The organism is Butyrivibrio hungatei NK4A153, assembly GCF_000424465.1.
In the GTDB taxonomy this organism is placed as follows: domain Bacteria; phylum Bacillota; class Clostridia; order Lachnospirales; family Lachnospiraceae; genus Butyrivibrio; species Butyrivibrio hungatei_A.
Genome location: NZ_KE384195.1, coordinates 75967 through 92618 on the forward strand (window position 1 = coordinate 75967; position 16652 = coordinate 92618).

Consider the following 16652-nt stretch of genomic DNA (forward strand, 5'->3'; position numbering starts at 1 on the left):
CGGCAGAAAGCATTTTGGAGGTATACAATGTCACTCGACACATTATTTGATCATTTTGAAGAAAAAGAATTACCGGCCGATATCTCGGCATTCATAATAAAGACTTGTCTTCACATGCGCAAAGGCGAAGATTTTCGCTCAAGCATGAATAACGTTGCAAAAGATCTCAGAGAATTCACCAATTCCTATGCTTCATGCATCATGACTATTTCAAGAGACCTTTACAGATTTGACGTTATTGGCGAAAGTGTGAGAAACAATGAGATTGTCCTTCAGAATGTTTTTGACAAAATTCCCTATGAAATAGTTGAATCCTGGGAAGAAATGATCCTGGAAAACGATTCTATCATAATAAAAAACAGCGACGACATGGAATATTATGCAAAGCGCTCTCCGAAATGGGTAGAAACCCTTAAAGAAAACGGAGTTGAATCGCTATGCCTTGTTCCTTTCATTCATCAGAATACAATAATCGGCTATATGTATCTCACAAACTTTGATACATCGATCATCGACACTATAAAAGAGGCTATAACTCTTATGTCTATATTCGTTTCATCAGAAGCAGCCCACCATCTCCTTATAGAGAGATTAAGAAGCCTTAGCCTTATTGATTCAAGAACAGGCGTATATAACAGAACAGCCATGAATAATATGGTCGATGAGCTGTCAGCACAGTTAAAGCTTGCTCCTGCTCCGTTCAGCGTTGCATTCTGCTATCTCAACACACTTAAGACCGTCAATGAGAAAAAGGGTCATGATGTAGGAAATGCTCTTCTTAAAGAGGCCGGAAAAGTTCTAAAAGAGGTATTCCAGAACGATTATATCTACCGCTCATCAGGTGACGAGTTTGCGATCATATCAACAACCTGTACCGAAGATGAATTTGAGGAAAAAATTGAGAACTTAAAAGATCTTGCAAGCGATCCCGAGTGGCTCTATTTCACAGTCGGATACTACACAGACAACACAGACGGCGCTTTGCACAGTGCTATGAAATACGCAAACAAGTACGAACAGGAATTCAACGAAGAATTCTATTATAACTATCCCGATATGATCAAATAATCATTATAAAAATCACGCCTGCAAAATCAACGTTTTGCAGGCGTTTCTTATTTTGTAAAAACTACTCTCCAACGATCAGTTTTCAGCGATCATCTTAGAGTCTTTTCTGTCTTCTTTAATAAATTCATATACCGCTCTTGCTTCAAAATACACCAAAGCTCCGATAAACACTCCTATTGTATTAAGTAGCACATCGTCGATATCGGTGCGTCTTTGATATAAAGGCAGCTGGGATATCTCAATAAAAAGCGTACAACATAATCCAATCAAAGTAACTTTTATTATATTATTTAGATTCTTAAAGCAGAAAGGCAACACAATCCCCACAGGTACAAACATCGCAATATTTCCCAATATGTTTATCTTATAACCTGCATATTTCTGCTCCAGAAAAAGAAACATCTTGAAATTGCATTTAAACGGATATGCCTTATGAATGTCAAAAATAACAGGAGTTATATGACCGTTTTCAAGCTGAAACGGAAAATATACATATCTTGCAATAACAACGATACAGGCATATACAGTCAAAAGTTTCAATTCATTTTTTATATTAACACTTTTATTAACTCTGGCACATATTAATCTTGCAACGATCCAGCATATAGTAATAAAAGCAAACATCCCCATGTAAGTAATCTGAATCATATAAAACTTTCCTTTCAAGCCATTAAAAGAGCCTATGACATGCGAAAATAATAACACTGAAGCGCCGCAAAGTCAAAAAAAGACTGGGTTTCGCAAAGAAAAAGTCGGTTCTGTGTGAAACAGAACCGACCTTGTTATTTACTAATAAAATTAGCTATCAAGCTAAATAAGGAAGTTCAATTTCGCGTAAACGCGAAATCGAACGACCTTACTCACTAAGCTCGAAAAAACCTCGCTAAGTGATTAAGGTCAGAATTTACCCGCTTTAGCAGCCTCTTCGATAGAAACGGCTGTAGAAACAGTCATACCAACCATCGGGTTGTTACCTGCGCCGATAAGACCCATCATCTCAACGTGAGCGGGAACTGATGAAGATCCTGCGAACTGAGCGTCTGAGTGCATACGTCCCATAGTATCTGTCATACCATAAGAAGCAGGACCTGCAGCCATGTTATCAGGGTGAAGTGTACGTCCTGTACCGCCGCCTGAAGCAACTGAGAAGTACTTCTTGCCGGCTTCTGTACGCTCTTTCTTATATGTTCCTGCAACAGGGTGCTGGAATCTTGTAGGATTTGTTGAGTTACCTGTGATAGATACGTCAACGTTCTCCTTCCACATGATAGCAACACCTTCCTGTACGTCGTTAGCGCCGTAGCAGTTAACCTTTGCACGAGGTGAATTTGCATCCTTAGAATAGCACTTTCTGAATACTTCCTTTACCTCGCCTGTGTAGTAATCGTACTGAGTCTCAACATATGTGAAACCGTTGATACGAGAAATGATCTGAGCTGCGTCTTTTCCAAGACCGTTAAGAATAACTCTGAGAGGTTTCTGACGAACCTTGTTAGCCTTCTCAGCGATACCGATAGCACCCTCAGCAGCAGCAAATGACTCGTGGCCTGCAAGGAATGCGAAGCACTCTGTATCCTCTTCAAGAAGCATCTTTCCAAGGTTACCGTGTCCAAGACCTACCTTACGGCGATCAGCAACTGATCCGGGAATACAGAAAGCCTGAAGACCGATACCGATTGCAGCAGCAGCCTCAGAAGCCTTGCGGCATCCCTTCTTGATTGCGATAGCGGCACCTACTGTGTAAGCCCACTTAGCGTTCTCAAAGCAGATAGGCTGAATGCCTTCGATAAGGCTGTAAACATCGATACCTGCTGCCATTGTAATTTCTTTACACTCTTCTATTGAAGAAATCCCATACTCCTTAAGGCAAGCCAGGATCTGGGGCTCTCTTCTTTCATATGATTCAAATAAAGCCATTTTAAATTCCTCCTTACCTTAATTACTCTTTTCTGGGATCAATGAATCTGGCTGCATCAGCAACACGTCCGTACTGACCCTTAGCCTTCTCCATTGCTGTGTTAGCGTCATCACCGGCCTTGATGAAGTCCATCATCTTGCCGAAGTTAACATACTTGTATCCGATAATCTCGTCGTTCTCATCAAGAGCAACCTCTGTGATGTAACCGTCAGTAAGCTCAAGATAACGAGGTCCTTTGTCAAGTGTTCCGTAAGTTGTACCAACCATTGAACGTGTACCCTTACCAAGATCCTCAAGACCTGCACCGATCTGAAGTCCGTCCTCTGAAAATGCAGACTGAGTTCTTCCGTATACGATCTGAAGGAAGAGCTCTCTCATAGCAGTATTGATAGCATCACAAACAAGGTCTGTGTTAAGAGCTTCGAGAACTGTAAGTCCGGGAAGAATCTCAGATGCCATAGCTGCTGAATGTGTCATTCCTGAGCATCCGATTGTCTCTACGAGTGCCTCCTGAATGATACCTTCCTTAACGTTAAGTGAAAGCTTGCAGCAACCCTGCTGAGGTGCACACCAACCAATACCGTGTGTATAGCCGGAAATGTCCTTAATCTCTTTGGACTGAACCCACTTAGCCTCTTCAGGAATAGGCGCAGCACCATGATGTACCCCTTGTGTTACGGGACACATATTCTTTACCTCTGTTGAGTAAATCATGTGAAAATCTCCTTTCATATTGTAAAGTAATGAACCATTACTTACTAACTACCTGTAATTTAGACTGACCATTAAAAATGTGCTTGCCGGGCACGGCCAGAGACGGCGAACAACAATCCGCCAAAACTTATTTTGGCATAAATTCATGTATATTTCAATGCCAATGTTATATTTTTAACGGAATATTTATTCTTCAATCTTCTTAACGATATGATCCTTATCTTTAAAGATATGATGCGCAGGAATGCATCCTCTTACCGATGAAAGCGGATAAACATTACACCATCTGCCGATAACCGTTCCCGGATTAAGAACGGAATTACATCCGACTTCAACATTATCCCCAAGCATTGCTCCCATCTTCTTAAGGCCTGTCTCGACCTTATCGTCCGCACCGTTCTTTACAACGATGAGCTTTTTGTCGCTCTTTACGTTTGATGTGATCGAACCTGCTCCCATGTGAGACTTAAAGCCAAGAATAGAATCTCCGACATAGTTGTAATGAGGAACCTGAACTTTGTTAAAGAGAATAACATTTTTAAGCTCGGTAGAATTTCCTACAACCGCACCTTTTCCGACAATTGCGCTTCCTCTTATGAATGCACACTGTCTTACTTCCGCATCCTCATCGATGATGCAGGGCCCGCCGATATAAGCAGAGTCAAACACCTTTGCACTCTTTGCGACCCATACATTCTCGCCGCGCTTATCAAACTTATCTGCGGGAAGCTTATTTCCAAGCTCTATGATATAGTCCTTGATCCCTGCAAGAAGTTCCCACGGATACTCCTTAGTCTTCATATAATCTGCCGCAATTGTCTCATTAAGATCATACATATTAGAAATCTTAAATTCTTCCATTTTACGCCTCCGTTACCATGTTTTTTATATAATTATTCATTACGGGCTGATGCTTCGTTTGAGCCTTCTACCGTAGTTTCTTTTGCTGTAGCCTCTTTTGCCGCCTTCTTTTTAGTAGTCTTCTTGGCTGAACTTTTCTTTGTCTCAGCCTTTTTATAATTGGTCGAAACATAGTCAAACCTTGAAAGCAGCAGCCTTCTGTAATCATTTTGCTTTACAAGATTCGTCCTCTTGCTGACAAAATCATCAAGCTTATCCATATATTCTTTTTCGGAAATACTGCCTTCCGCAACGCCGGTAAGTCCCTTCTCCCAGCTTGCGGTAAGCGCGGGATTGAGCATCGGCTTCATTGAACATGCAACCGTCTCGTATATCATCTCTCCGAGCTGCGTCGGTGTTATTATCTGTGTCTTCTTATTAAGATTAAGATACTTTATATTGACAAGCTTTGTAAGAATACCTGCTCTCGTAGCACTCGTTCCGATTCCCGAACCCTTTATCTGTGCTCTGAGCTCCTCATCCTCGATAAACTGTCCCGCATTCTCCATCGTAAGGATCATCGTACCCGAGTTATATCTCTTGGGCGGAGTCGTCTCACCCTCTTTAAGCTCAAAAGATTCAGCGCTTAAAACATCGTTCTTCTTAAGCTTTTGAAGATGTTCAAAGAGCTCCTCATCGGTTACTGTCTCATCCTCACCTTCATTTTCTTTGTCATCATCCGCTTTTTTATTCTTATCTTTATCCTTGAAAAAAGAATAATCCATCACGTGAAGATAACCCTTTTGCGTAAGTATCTTGAAGTTTGCAAAAAAGTGTTCTTTCTTGCCCTCTTCTTCCTTATTGTCCATCGCAAGTTCAAGCGCAACCTTCTGATAATTCGCAGGCGGATAAAAGACAGCCAGGAACCTCCTTACTATTATCTCATAAACCTTGGCTGATGTAGGACTCAGCCCCTGAAGCGCCGAAAGTCCCTGTCCCGTAGGAATAATCGCATAGTGGTCGGTGATTGCCTTGTCGTTTACATACCTTGTCTTCTCAATACCTTTATACGCCTCATGCTGCAATATCGACTTTGCAAATATCGCACACGGAGCATATGCAGAAAGCCCGTTGATATTCTTATCGATCACCTTTGCGATAGCCGATGACATAACTCTGGCATCCGTTCTCGGATAAGTCGTAAGCTTCTTCTCGTAAAGCTCCTGTGCAACCGCAAGCGTTTCATCCGGACTTATCTTAAAGAATCGCGAGCAATCATTCTGAAGCTCCGCAAGATTATACAAAAGAGGCGGATTCTTGGCTTCTTTTTTCTTCTCACATTTAAGTACGGACGCACTGACGGGAGTCTCTCCAAGCGATGCGATCAGCTTATTCGCACCTTCTTCGGTCTTAAAGCCTTTCTCACTGTACAGGTCAAAAGAGCCGTTATACTTGGAGTCATCAGTTACTCTCCACTCCGCATCGCATTTTTTACCCGCAATATCAACCTTTGAAATAACGCGGTAAAAAGGAGTCTTAACGAATTCTCTTATCTCCCTCTCCCTTTCAACGACAATGCCCAAAACACAGGTCATTACACGTCCCACGGATACTACGCACTTATCTATATTGAGATAATTCTTGATAGAATACGCATATTTCAAGGTAAGGGCTCTCGAGAAATTGATACCCATAAGATAATCCTCTTTTGCCCTAAGAAACGCGGATGCTCCGAGATTATCGTACTCGCTGTCATCCTTCGCTTCCCTGATTCCGCGCATGATCTCGTCTTCCGTCTGGGAATCGATCCATACTCTCTTTCGCTTCTTATCTTTTACATTTGCCTGCATATCAACAAGACGATATATATATTCACCCTCTCGTCCCGAGTCGGTACAGATATATATCGTGTCTACATCTTCTCTGTTCAGCAGTTCTTTTACAATCTTGAATTGTTTTGAGACATTTCCGATAACCTCATATTTAAAAGTTTCCGGAATAAATGGAAGTGTGTCCAAAGACCACCTTTTGTATTTTTCGTCATAGACCTCAGGATAGCTCATGGTTACCAAGTGTCCGACACACCATGTAACAATGGCGGTATCTGACTCAAGATAACCATCTCTCCTGGTAAAATTTATTTTCATCGCCGAGGCAAAAGCCTGGGCAACACTCGGTTTTTCCGCTATATAAACCTGTTTAGCCATTCGTAAGTTCGTCTATCCCAATCAACCGTATCTTACTATCGGGCTTCATGGCCGCATCCTGCAACCACGCATCGAATCCCACAGTTGAAAAGAGATAGTAATAATCTCCCTCAAGTCTTGCTTTTTTTGCGCAGGACTCTATGCCTAATAGGTCATCATGTGTAGCCTGTCTCTGCCAACAGCACATTCCGATTGCCGTATCTCCCACATCGCTCTGGACGATAATATCGAGGTTTCCCTCTTTGCCAAGCCATTCTCCTTCGTCTTCGATCTCAAAAGGAAAAAGACCTCTCTCCTCACAGTGCAAGATATACTCGCGGCAAACGGACTTAAAATGTTCCGTAGCATAATTTTGAATTCCTGCAGATATAAATATATCATAAAATCTTTCGGCAGGCATCCGTATAAGATTACTTTCATTCGGGAAGATAAACCTGAAGTAAAAATCTATGAGAGGATCGGCTATCTTGTACACTCCCTTTACAACATTTTCCCTTCCTACATTTCCGAATGAATATGCCTTATAAGCAAAATCATGATTTATCAAAGTCTTGAGGTAAACAGAAATCTTTGCTCTTGAGAACCCGGTCTCATGATAAATATCATTGAGCTTATTGATACCGCGTGCCATCACGGAAAGAATCGTGTGATAGACCGCAGTTTCCCTGAGGTTCTCTGACGTAAGCCTTATTGCTTCGCTGCGGAGAAAAGAATCCTTGTTCAAAATATTCTTACAAACATTCTCTTTAAATGAAAGTGTATCGTCAAAATATCTCCAAAGTCCCGTCTGTCCGCCAAGTACCGAATAAGTCAGCACAGCATCCTTATAAGACATATTGGGATAAAAAGACCTGAGTGCAGAAAACGGAAGCGGCTTGATTTTCCTAAATCCTACGATATTTGCCGCAAGATTACCAAGACTTGCCACCATACTGTTCTCAACCCAGTTGACATCGTAACTCACAAGAAGAACAAGAACCTGCTTGAATTTGCCGTTCTTTTCAAGATAACCGGTCAGCTGATCCATGAACGCCGCGTCTGTCTTTAATATGTTCTCAAAATTTCTGATCACAAAAACAACAGGAGCTCTTCCCACGGAATCCGCACAGGCACTAAACAGATCGTAATAACTTTCTATTTTTCCCGCAGATATTCCATCATTTTTTAATTCCTCGGTCCACAGTCTGAGCTGTTCTCCGGACGATGCAGAGCGCGCCGAATAGAAAAAGCTCTTCCTGTTTTCCATGAATTTCAAAAGAAAGGAGTCCTGTTCAATATTCCTGTGTCCGTAGACAACAAGAATATTGGACAAACCACTCTCATAGTATCTGTTTAAAAAATTTAAATCATCCTGCCTCTGTTCTTCCATAACCTATCACTTTTTGTTAATATATCCACTTGCCTTCAAGAGTTCTGCACACTCAACCGCTCCGCCTGCAGCGCCGCGAAGTGTATTGTGTGAAAGACCTACAAACTTCCAATCATAAACAGAATCCTCACGGATACGTCCGATGCTTACACCCATGCCGTTCTCATAGTTAACGTCAAGTGTGATCTGAGGTCTGTTATCTTCCTGCATATACTGAATAAACTGCTTGGGAGCGCTGGGAAGATTAAGCTGCTGAGGAAGTCCTGAGAATTTCTCAAGCTTCTCGATAAGCTGTTCCTTTGTAGGATTCTTCTTGAACTTAACAAAAGCAGCTGCTGTATGTCCGTAAAGTACAGGAATTCTGATGCACTGGCATGTGATCTTAACATCATCGGCAGGAACGATAACACCGTTCTCAACCTTACCCCAGATTCTGAGGGGCTCTTTCTCTGACTTCTCTTCCTCACCTGAGATGAAAGGAATAACATTTCCAACCATCTCCGGCCACTCATCAAAGTTCTTTCCTGCTCCTGAAATAGCCTGGTATGTTGTAGCAACTACCTCATAAGGCTCGAACTCCTTCCAAGCTGTAAGAGCGGGTGTGTAGCTCTGGATTGAGCAGTTGGGCTTAACTGCGATGAATCCCTTTGTTGTTCCGAGTCTCTTTTTCTGGAATTCGATAACATCCATATGCTCAGGGTTGATCTCAGGGATGATCATAGGAACATCGGGAGTCCATCTGTGTGCGCTGTTGTTAGAAACTACAGGAGTCTCTGTCTTAGCATACTCTTCCTCGATAGCCTTGATCTCGTCCTTTGACATGTTTACTGCTGAAAGAACAAAGTCAACGTCCTCTGAAACGCCCTTTACATCAGTAACGTCCTTGATAACGATATTCTTGACAGAATCAGGAATAGGTCCGTCCATCTTCCATCTGTTTCCTACAGCCTCTTCGTATGTCTGTCCTGCACTTCTGGGGCTTGCAGCAATTGTTGTGACCTCAAACCAGGGATGATCCTTGATAATATCAATAAATCTCTGTCCTACCATTCCTGTTCCGCCAAGTACTGCAACCTTCAATTTCTCGCTCATAATGTCCTCCTAAGATTCTCCTAAAATATATTAAAGCTTAAATTCTTTTAAAAAAGCTTCATTAACATCAATTACTTTTTTCATTACAACAGGGCTCGGTGCTCCGACCGTAAGCCTCTTGTTTACACAAGTTTCAAGACTGATCGCATCATAGATGTCCTCGTCAAAAAGCTCCGAAAAGCTCTTAAGTTCATCTATCTTAAGATCGTCTATCGCACACTTCTTGTCTATACAATAAAGAACAAGTCTTCCGATAACGGAATGTGCATCTCTGAAAGGCATACCCTTAACAACAAGGTAATCTGCCGCATCAGTGGCATTTGTAAAGCCCATCATCGCACTCTTTTCCATGTTCTCTTTGTTGAACTTAAGTGTCCTTAACATATCGGTAAAAAGAGTCAGGCAATTGGAAACCGTATCGATGGCATCAAACGCAGCCTCTTTGTCCTCCTGCATATCCTTGTTGTATGCAAGCGGAATTCCCTTCATGGTTGTAAGAAGCGACGTAAGGTCTCCGTAAACTCTTCCGGTCTTACCTCTTACAAGCTCCGCGATATCAGGGTTCTTCTTCTGCGGCATGATGCTGCTTCCTGTAGAATATGCATCATCAATGTCCACAAATCTGTATTCATTTGAGTTCCAGATGATGATCTCTTCGCTAAATCTCGAAAGATGCATCATTACAGTTGAAAGAGCTGCAAGGAACTCAATAAGATAATCTCTGTCCGATACGGAATCCATGCTGTTTAATGTAGGTCCGTAGAAATCAAGGAGCTGTGCCGTATAATCTCTGTCAAGCGGATATGTCGTTCCCGCAAGCGCTCCGGCTCCGAGCGGACAATAGTTCATTCTCTCTCTTATATCCTTCATCCTGAGAAGGTCTCTTTTAAACATTTCAAAATATGCACCTACGTGGTGTGCAAGTGTAACGGGTTGTGCTTTCTGAAGATGCGTAAACCCCGGCATATAAGTCTCGGTGTTCGCTTTCATAATATCAAGAAGCGTAACGAGCATATTGTTCAAAAGATCTGCCATGTGCTCAACTTCGCCCCTCACATAAAGTCTCATATCAAGAGCAACCTGATCGTTTCTGCTTCGTCCCGTGTGGACCTTTTTTCCTGCGTCTCCGACCCTGTCTATAAGATTAGCCTCGAGGAAACTGTGAATATCCTCATATTTGCCGGTAATTTCAAGTTTCCCGGACTTAACGTCCTCTAATATAGAATCAAGTCCCTCAGTTATGAGCTTCTTCTCTTCTTCTGAAATGATGTTTTGCTTGGCAAGCATAGTTGCATGTGCCTTGCTGCCTCTTACATCCTGTTCCAAAAATCTCTTGTCAAAACTGATGGATGCATTAAAATTCCAAGCCAGTTCATTGATACTGCCGGTGAATCTGCCTCCCCAAAGCTGTGCCATATTTATTTATCCTTCCCACTTTTTCATAGTAAAGTACAAAAAATTATAATCACAACTTAACATAAGAGACTTTCAAAAACAATGTATAATATTGCTCAAATCTTAATTGGTTTAAGTTGTTTTATTGTATAAAAAAACAAATGTCCGCGATACGCGGACATTTTACAGTCATATAAGCCAATATTGTACGCAGGATCTATGAAATAAATATCACTTCAATCTTTCTGAATGTAAGCCAGTTTATCAAAAGACCGGCCGCAACGAACGCCATAATCCCTGCCCAAACCTGCAACCGGTCGGATCCGGTTGATAATAATACGCCAAAAAAGCCATTTCCCATATAATGTGCAACCGAATCAGATAATACAACCCTTGCCGTGAGCACAAATGCGGCATTAATCGTAACGAAATACGACCAAAATGCCAACATTCCAAACCGTATTACGCTGTTTCCGGCCAGTCCCTCAAGCCACATAGCAAATCCAAAAAGAATTATCACAAGCTTAAAACACGGATAAAATCCGTCTTTTAAACAAAAAACGACCGGAAAGATAATAATAACAAGTTCCAGAAAATCCCACACCCTGCTCCAGATAAAAAGCTTATATCTGGTAATACCAAAGCTCAATCCTCTCGGAACTTCTGTTGCCGACATACACCATTTTACGCACATGCAGGCAGCCACAATTGAAGCCGTCAAAAATCCCCATTGCAGATAAAAAAACTCCTCATCTCTCAGTAATCTCGCAGCAAAGATAACCAGCAATATTCCGAATGTTACCATCACAATATTCAATAATATATTAGTTTTTTTTAGGCATATAACTGTCTTGAAATCTCTAAGCATATTTCCCCCTGTCACGTAACAACCGAACTGTACTTATTTGCCCTATATATCAGCACTTCCATGCCGGCAAATATCAGCAGTGCTCCTAGCGCATATATAACCACGTTATTCTCAAATGCATAAGCTGAAAAACCGACGTCTATAATCACAAAAGAATACCTGATAAGTACATATAGAAGCATATAAACTATTGCAACAACAGCAGCAACGGCATTATTGTATTTATCAACCTTATATCCGAAAAAGTATCCCGACGCTCCCGACGCAAGCGACATTGCAATTACAAAAAGCACATGCTTAATGCGTCCTTGCTCCCACACCGGCAAAGCAAGCAATAAATATCCCAATGCATTACACAATGCGTACGTGCCCTGTTTTATCAGATTGCCAATGAAAATATCTTTTCTTCTTGCACCCATAGACAATACGATACCATCGTTCAATGTAGCTGCATATAATGAAAGCATAAAAGCAGCATACGGCATGAAAAATTCAAAAAATTCAAGAAGCATTAAAAACAGTCTCCTGCTCCAGTCATCTCCTTCTCCCAGTAGCGTAGCAGTCCACATTACTGCTACCGCGAGTACCCCGAGTGAAATATAAGAAAATAGTTTTATTCCCTGCCTAAAATAGTATTTTGCAGTTCTTTTAAAAAGATCACTCATACATTAAGCCCCCTTTTCCGCGCTCTTACACATAGCATAGAAAAGATTTTGAAGTGAAACGGGCTCTATATGAACCTCTTCCCCAAAGTCAATACCGGGCTCTTCTGCCAGCAATATAGCTACCTTGAACCCTCCAATTGTCTCAGTGTTATATACTTTGTATCCGCTTACCGCCTTATCAACCGCCTCCGCAGATCCGCTCACGCGATATGCTCTCGCAAGAAGATCCTCTGTATTTTCCTCAAATTTGATTTCTCCGCCATCAATAATGATAACTCTCTCAAATAACGAAGCCGCCTCCTCAATGATATGAGTGCTTATTATAAAGGTCCTTCCCGTATTTGCGTATTCATCAATGACAAGATTATAGAACTGTTCTCTTGCCACAATATCAAGTCCCGCAACAGGCTCATCAAGGATTGTTATCTCCGCTTTACTTGCAAGTGCCACAATTATAGTAACTACCGACAGCATTCCCTTTGACAGCCCTCTTATCCTTTTGCCGGCATCGATCTTAAAGAGCTTTATAAGCTCCTTTGCATATTCTTCATCCCAGTTCGCATAAAAAGCCTTTGCGGTAGCAAGATATTCTTTTACCTTAAGATTATTCGTTCCAAGCATTGTAACCTGCGAAATCTCTCTGGAATAGCAAATTCGTGACAATGCCTTCTCATTCTCCCATACAGCTTCTCCATCCAAAGTTACAGTACCTTCCGTAGCCGGATTCTGCGCAGTCAGTATGGATAAAAGAGTAGTTTTTCCCGCGCCGTTTCGACCAATAAGGCCATAGATCTTACCTGTTTCCAAATTGATATCAATATTTTTCAAAACGGTTTCTTTTCCGTATTTTTTTACTATATTCTTACCCGCTAAAACTCCCATTACCGTCTCCTTATTTATCAGGTTCCATTACTTCCGTCTATCATCTTCTTGAGCTCTTCCTTGTCTATTCCGATAAGCTTCGCTTCATTTATTATCTTTTTTACAAAGGTTTCGTAGAAGTTATTTCTTCTCTCTTCCATTATCATGTCTTTGGCACCGGTCTGAACAAACATACCGATTCCTCTCTTCTTATAAAGAACCTTCTTATCTACCAGAATATTGATTCCCTTCGCCGCGGTTGCCGGATTGATTTTATAAAACTTGGACAACTCTGTTGTACTCGGAACCTGTTCTTCCTCGCCTAATATTCCACGCAATATTTCATCCTCTACCATCTCGCTTATCTGCAAGTAGATTGATTTCTCTTCGCCCAGATTATCCAGCACGCAGTCCACTCTCCTTTCAGGTTGTATAGTTGATTACTTATGTAAGTGACCTTATCACAAAAGAAAAGATATATCAAGTGACATATCTTTTCCCTCTATCTGCATTATTTGCCAAAAATGAACGACCTGAAGTCGAAATAACTTCCCGGCAAAAAGATAAACGACACATCCCATTTTCCGGTTCTTTTTCCTATAGAAAAAGTTTTTGTCATATAATCGGGACTCTTTGGAAACTCAAGTATTTCCCGCTCTTCATTTCCGCTCTCTTCATCATAGAAACGAAGATGTATTGTATTGGCACCCTTTATGGCTCTTCCGGTTATATCAATGCAGGTTGCTCCTTCGTCTCCGAAATCAAGAACGCCAAATCCCACGGTGACATTGTTTCCGATGCCCTGAACAATATCATTTAACCTAAGGAAGCTGTCGCCATAGATTGAATCTGCATCCGGTGCGATTATTTCCGTATAAGTCCTAAGCTCTTTTTCGGTGCCGTCTGCGACAAAATCTCCGATTCCTTCAGCCGTGAAATCAAGCTCCGAGACTACTTTCGCCGAATCAGCGCCGTTGTAAGCTTCGCACCTCAGTTTAAAACAGCCGTCCGAAACTGCCGTGATCTCTGCTCTAATGCCATCCACGCTTACTGTTGCAAGCTTTGTTTCTTTTCCTTTTCTGTTGAGCACACTGAATTTAAGATCCTGCGCAGATGCACTTGCAGGGAAGATTTTCGCCGTAACAACAGTTGTCTTCACATCAGGACTTAAATTCTGTCCCCTTTCGGAAAAGAGCTTGATAGCCCTAATATCTGTCTTTTGCGACAGCTCCGCATCAACCTTAACAGGCGCACCTTCCTTGTCTGCCTTTACAATCGCAAGAAGTTTTCCGCCAAAAAGTCTTCCGGTATCGGATTGGTATCTGTCATAATCGGTACTGTCACCGTTATCAAGCCCGATCAGCTTTCCGCCTTTTACAGAAACATGCACATAATTATTTGCATTTTCTACAGGATTGCCGTCAGCATCAAAAGCACTTATCTCCGCAAAAACAAGATCGCCGAATGTATTCTCCGCATCTGCCTTTATTTTGAGCGAAGAAACATCTCCGAAGGATTTCCTTTCATCCCTTGCGATTATGTTGCCCACCTCATCATATGCCACTGCTTCAAGCGTTCCCATTTCATATATCACACTGTAATCAGCCATGATATGATTTCCGCTTCCGGGTTTATTGCTAAGTTCCTGTGCGCCAAGGCTCTTTCCGTTTAAAAACAGCTCCACCTTGCAGCAATTGCTCGCCACCCTGACATCAATGCGCTGACCTTCGTTAAAATCCCAGTACGGAAATACATGTACAAAAGGATTCTTCTCACAGCTCACCCACGCCGATTTCCATACATAATAAGCATCCTTGTTAAATCCCGCAGTATCAACAAGTCCAAAGTATGAATTCTTGGTCTGATAAGGCGTAGGCTCGCCGATATAGTCATAACCCGTCCAGACAAACTGACCAAGTGAGTACTTTATATCCCTGTCATTGCAGATTGCATACTCAAAGCTCTCAGCACCCCAGCCGGTCGTACTGTTTCCAAGAGACGAGCACTGAAGATCCGTATCCATCAATATCTTTTCACCAAGCGGGAAATGATATACGTTTCTGCTCTGAACCAGAGAACAAGTCTCACTTCCGTATATTATCCAGTCGGGATGCTTCTCGTGATGTTTCTCATACAGTCTCTCTGCATAGTTATAGCCTACAACTTCCAGCTCATCTGCACATTTCTGGGCGTTTTCCCACGGCATATAATTAGAACCCGATGTAACAAGGGCATTCTTTAAAGGATCAAATTTTCTGACGAGCCCTCTGAGCTCTTTTGTTATCTCCATACCGCGCTCTGACGCATGAGTGTCATATATTTCATTTCCGATACTCCACATGAGAACACTCACATGGTTTCTGTCGCGCTTTACCCAGCTCTCCGCATCTTTCTCATGCCACTCTTCCCAGAACTGTGCATAGTCGTACTCGGTCTTTGCTTTCTCCCACATATCAAATGCTTCCGAAATGACAAAAAAGCCCATCTCGTCTGCAAGATCAAGAAGTTCCGGAGCATATACATTGTGTGTAAGCCTGATCGCATTTACACCAAGTTCCTTAAATTGGCATAGTCGTCTTCTCATCGCATTTTTATTAAAAGCAACTCCGAGAGCGCCCAGATCGTGGTGTATGCAAACGCCTTGAAGCTTGGTATGCTCTCCGTTTACAAAAAAGCCTTCCGCCGAATCGAGCTTTAAATCTTTAAAGCCGATATTGATTTTTTTCTTCTGAATACACCTTCCATCTATCGATAATATAACTTCAAGTTTATAAAGGTTAGGATTCTCAGGGCTCCATAATTTGGGATTTTTTATGGAAAAAGAAATCTCTTTTTCGCCGATTGAATCTATCTGTTTAGACAATGCACACGTTTTATCTTCGGCGCCTACATTCCCCCGTCCGAACGACTCAACTTCACCGTCTGCCTGTCCGAATAAGTCAACTTCACTGTTTTCCGATCCGATTAAATCAACTTCTCTGTTTTCATCATCAAATAACCTATACAGCACTTCTGCTTTTCCGGCCTTTGTTCCCAAAATTTCCGCCTGTAATGTAAGTTTGTAGTCTTTTCCCATTTTCTTGGAATGAACATAAATGCCATTCTCCGGTATATATGTGTCATTAAGCTCATCTATCCATATATTTCTGTAAATACCGGCGCCAGAGTACCATCTGGAGCTTGGATACCTGCATCTAACACCTACATATATATCATTCTCGCCTTTTTTCACATAATCGGAGACATCAAGCACAAACTGCGTATATCCATTCTTCCACTCTCCGGCTTCCTGACCGTTTATGTACACGATGCTGTCCATGTAGATGCCGTCAAATATAAGAAATGTCTTTTTATCCGGCTCCGAAACTTCAAATCTATTGCAATACCATCCGGTATTGGTAGCATACAGATTATGTGGATCCTCGATCATCCAATCATGCGGAATCAATACATCTGTAAATTTATCCGCACTCTTTACTGCAGTCTCGTATCCGGTGCCATATTCAGACTTCCAAAACTTCCAGCCATCGTTAAAGAGTCTCTTCATACACTTGTCTCCTTTTATCCAAAAAACGTAATTCGTCGATCATTTAATCATACACTAAGTATAACTTTTTTTCGACCTTAATTGTGCTGACACGCTATGGATGCGACT

The 16652-nt window shown here is 41.7% G+C and carries 14 protein-coding genes; 1 reads left to right on the top strand and 13 read right to left on the bottom strand.

Features of this window, described 5'->3' with window-relative positions:
* Positions 1 to 27 precede the first annotated feature (27 nt).
* Positions 28 to 1068, top strand: a complete 1041-nt coding sequence (locus tag G628_RS0112255) for a GGDEF domain-containing protein (RefSeq protein WP_026654451.1) — start codon at positions 28 to 30, stop codon at positions 1066 to 1068.
* A gap of 75 nt (positions 1069 to 1143) precedes the next feature.
* Here the strand turns inward: G628_RS0112255 and G628_RS17405 are convergent, their stop codons facing one another.
* The 13 genes from G628_RS17405 to G628_RS0112320 all read right to left on the bottom strand — a co-directional run bounded on the left by G628_RS17405 (position 1144) and on the right by G628_RS0112320 (position 16544).
* Entirely contained in the window at positions 1144 to 1716 is a 573-nt protein-coding gene (locus G628_RS17405) for a VanZ family protein (protein ID WP_051199193.1), read from the bottom strand.
* 249 nt (positions 1717 to 1965) lie between these two features.
* Positions 1966 to 2985: a GGGtGRT protein gene (locus G628_RS0112265; RefSeq protein WP_027209251.1), complete on the bottom strand. Its 1020-nt coding sequence runs from the start codon at positions 2983 to 2985 to the stop codon at positions 1966 to 1968.
* Between the two features lie 22 nt (positions 2986 to 3007).
* Positions 3008 to 3700 (bottom strand): iron-sulfur cluster assembly scaffold protein, encoded by a 693-nt coding sequence (locus G628_RS0112270; RefSeq protein WP_026513780.1) that lies wholly within the window; start codon positions 3698 to 3700, stop codon positions 3008 to 3010.
* A gap of 186 nt (positions 3701 to 3886) precedes the next feature.
* Positions 3887 to 4561, bottom strand: coding sequence for a UDP-N-acetylglucosamine pyrophosphorylase (locus G628_RS0112275; RefSeq protein WP_027209252.1), 675 nt, complete (start codon positions 4559 to 4561; stop codon positions 3887 to 3889).
* A gap of 32 nt (positions 4562 to 4593) precedes the next feature.
* On the bottom strand, positions 4594 to 6747 hold the full coding sequence (locus G628_RS17410; protein ID WP_051199194.1) for a DNA topoisomerase: 2154 nt from the start codon (positions 6745 to 6747) through the stop codon (positions 4594 to 4596).
* Positions 6740 to 8116 (bottom strand): ATP-binding protein, encoded by a 1377-nt coding sequence (locus tag G628_RS18265; RefSeq protein ID WP_051199195.1) that lies wholly within the window; start codon positions 8114 to 8116, stop codon positions 6740 to 6742. Before G628_RS18265 ends, G628_RS17410 begins: the two co-directional genes overlap by 8 nt.
* Before the next feature lie 6 nt (positions 8117 to 8122).
* Positions 8123 to 9208: an aspartate-semialdehyde dehydrogenase gene (gene asd, locus G628_RS0112290; protein WP_026654448.1), complete on the bottom strand. Its 1086-nt coding sequence runs from the start codon at positions 9206 to 9208 to the stop codon at positions 8123 to 8125.
* Between the two features lie 30 nt (positions 9209 to 9238).
* Entirely contained in the window at positions 9239 to 10624 is a 1386-nt protein-coding gene (gene argH / locus G628_RS0112295; protein WP_027209253.1) for an argininosuccinate lyase, read from the bottom strand.
* Between the two features lie 196 nt (positions 10625 to 10820).
* A complete protein-coding gene (locus G628_RS0112300) occupies positions 10821 to 11471 on the bottom strand; it encodes a hypothetical protein (protein ID WP_027209254.1) in 651 nt (216 codons plus the stop codon).
* Positions 11472 to 11482: 11 nt separating this feature from the next.
* Positions 11483 to 12136, bottom strand: coding sequence for a hypothetical protein (locus G628_RS0112305; RefSeq protein ID WP_027209255.1), 654 nt, complete (start codon positions 12134 to 12136; stop codon positions 11483 to 11485).
* Between the two features lie 3 nt (positions 12137 to 12139).
* A complete protein-coding gene (locus G628_RS0112310; protein ID WP_027209256.1) occupies positions 12140 to 13018 on the bottom strand; it encodes an ABC transporter ATP-binding protein in 879 nt (292 codons plus the stop codon).
* 17 nt (positions 13019 to 13035) lie between these two features.
* Positions 13036 to 13404 carry a GntR family transcriptional regulator gene (locus tag G628_RS0112315; protein WP_026654442.1) on the bottom strand — a complete coding sequence of 123 codons (369 nt, stop codon included), beginning with the start codon at positions 13402 to 13404 and terminating at the stop codon, positions 13036 to 13038.
* A gap of 104 nt (positions 13405 to 13508) precedes the next feature.
* Positions 13509 to 16544 (bottom strand): glycoside hydrolase family 2 TIM barrel-domain containing protein, encoded by a 3036-nt coding sequence (locus G628_RS0112320; protein ID WP_027209257.1) that lies wholly within the window; start codon positions 16542 to 16544, stop codon positions 13509 to 13511.
* Positions 16545 to 16652 lie beyond the last annotated feature (108 nt).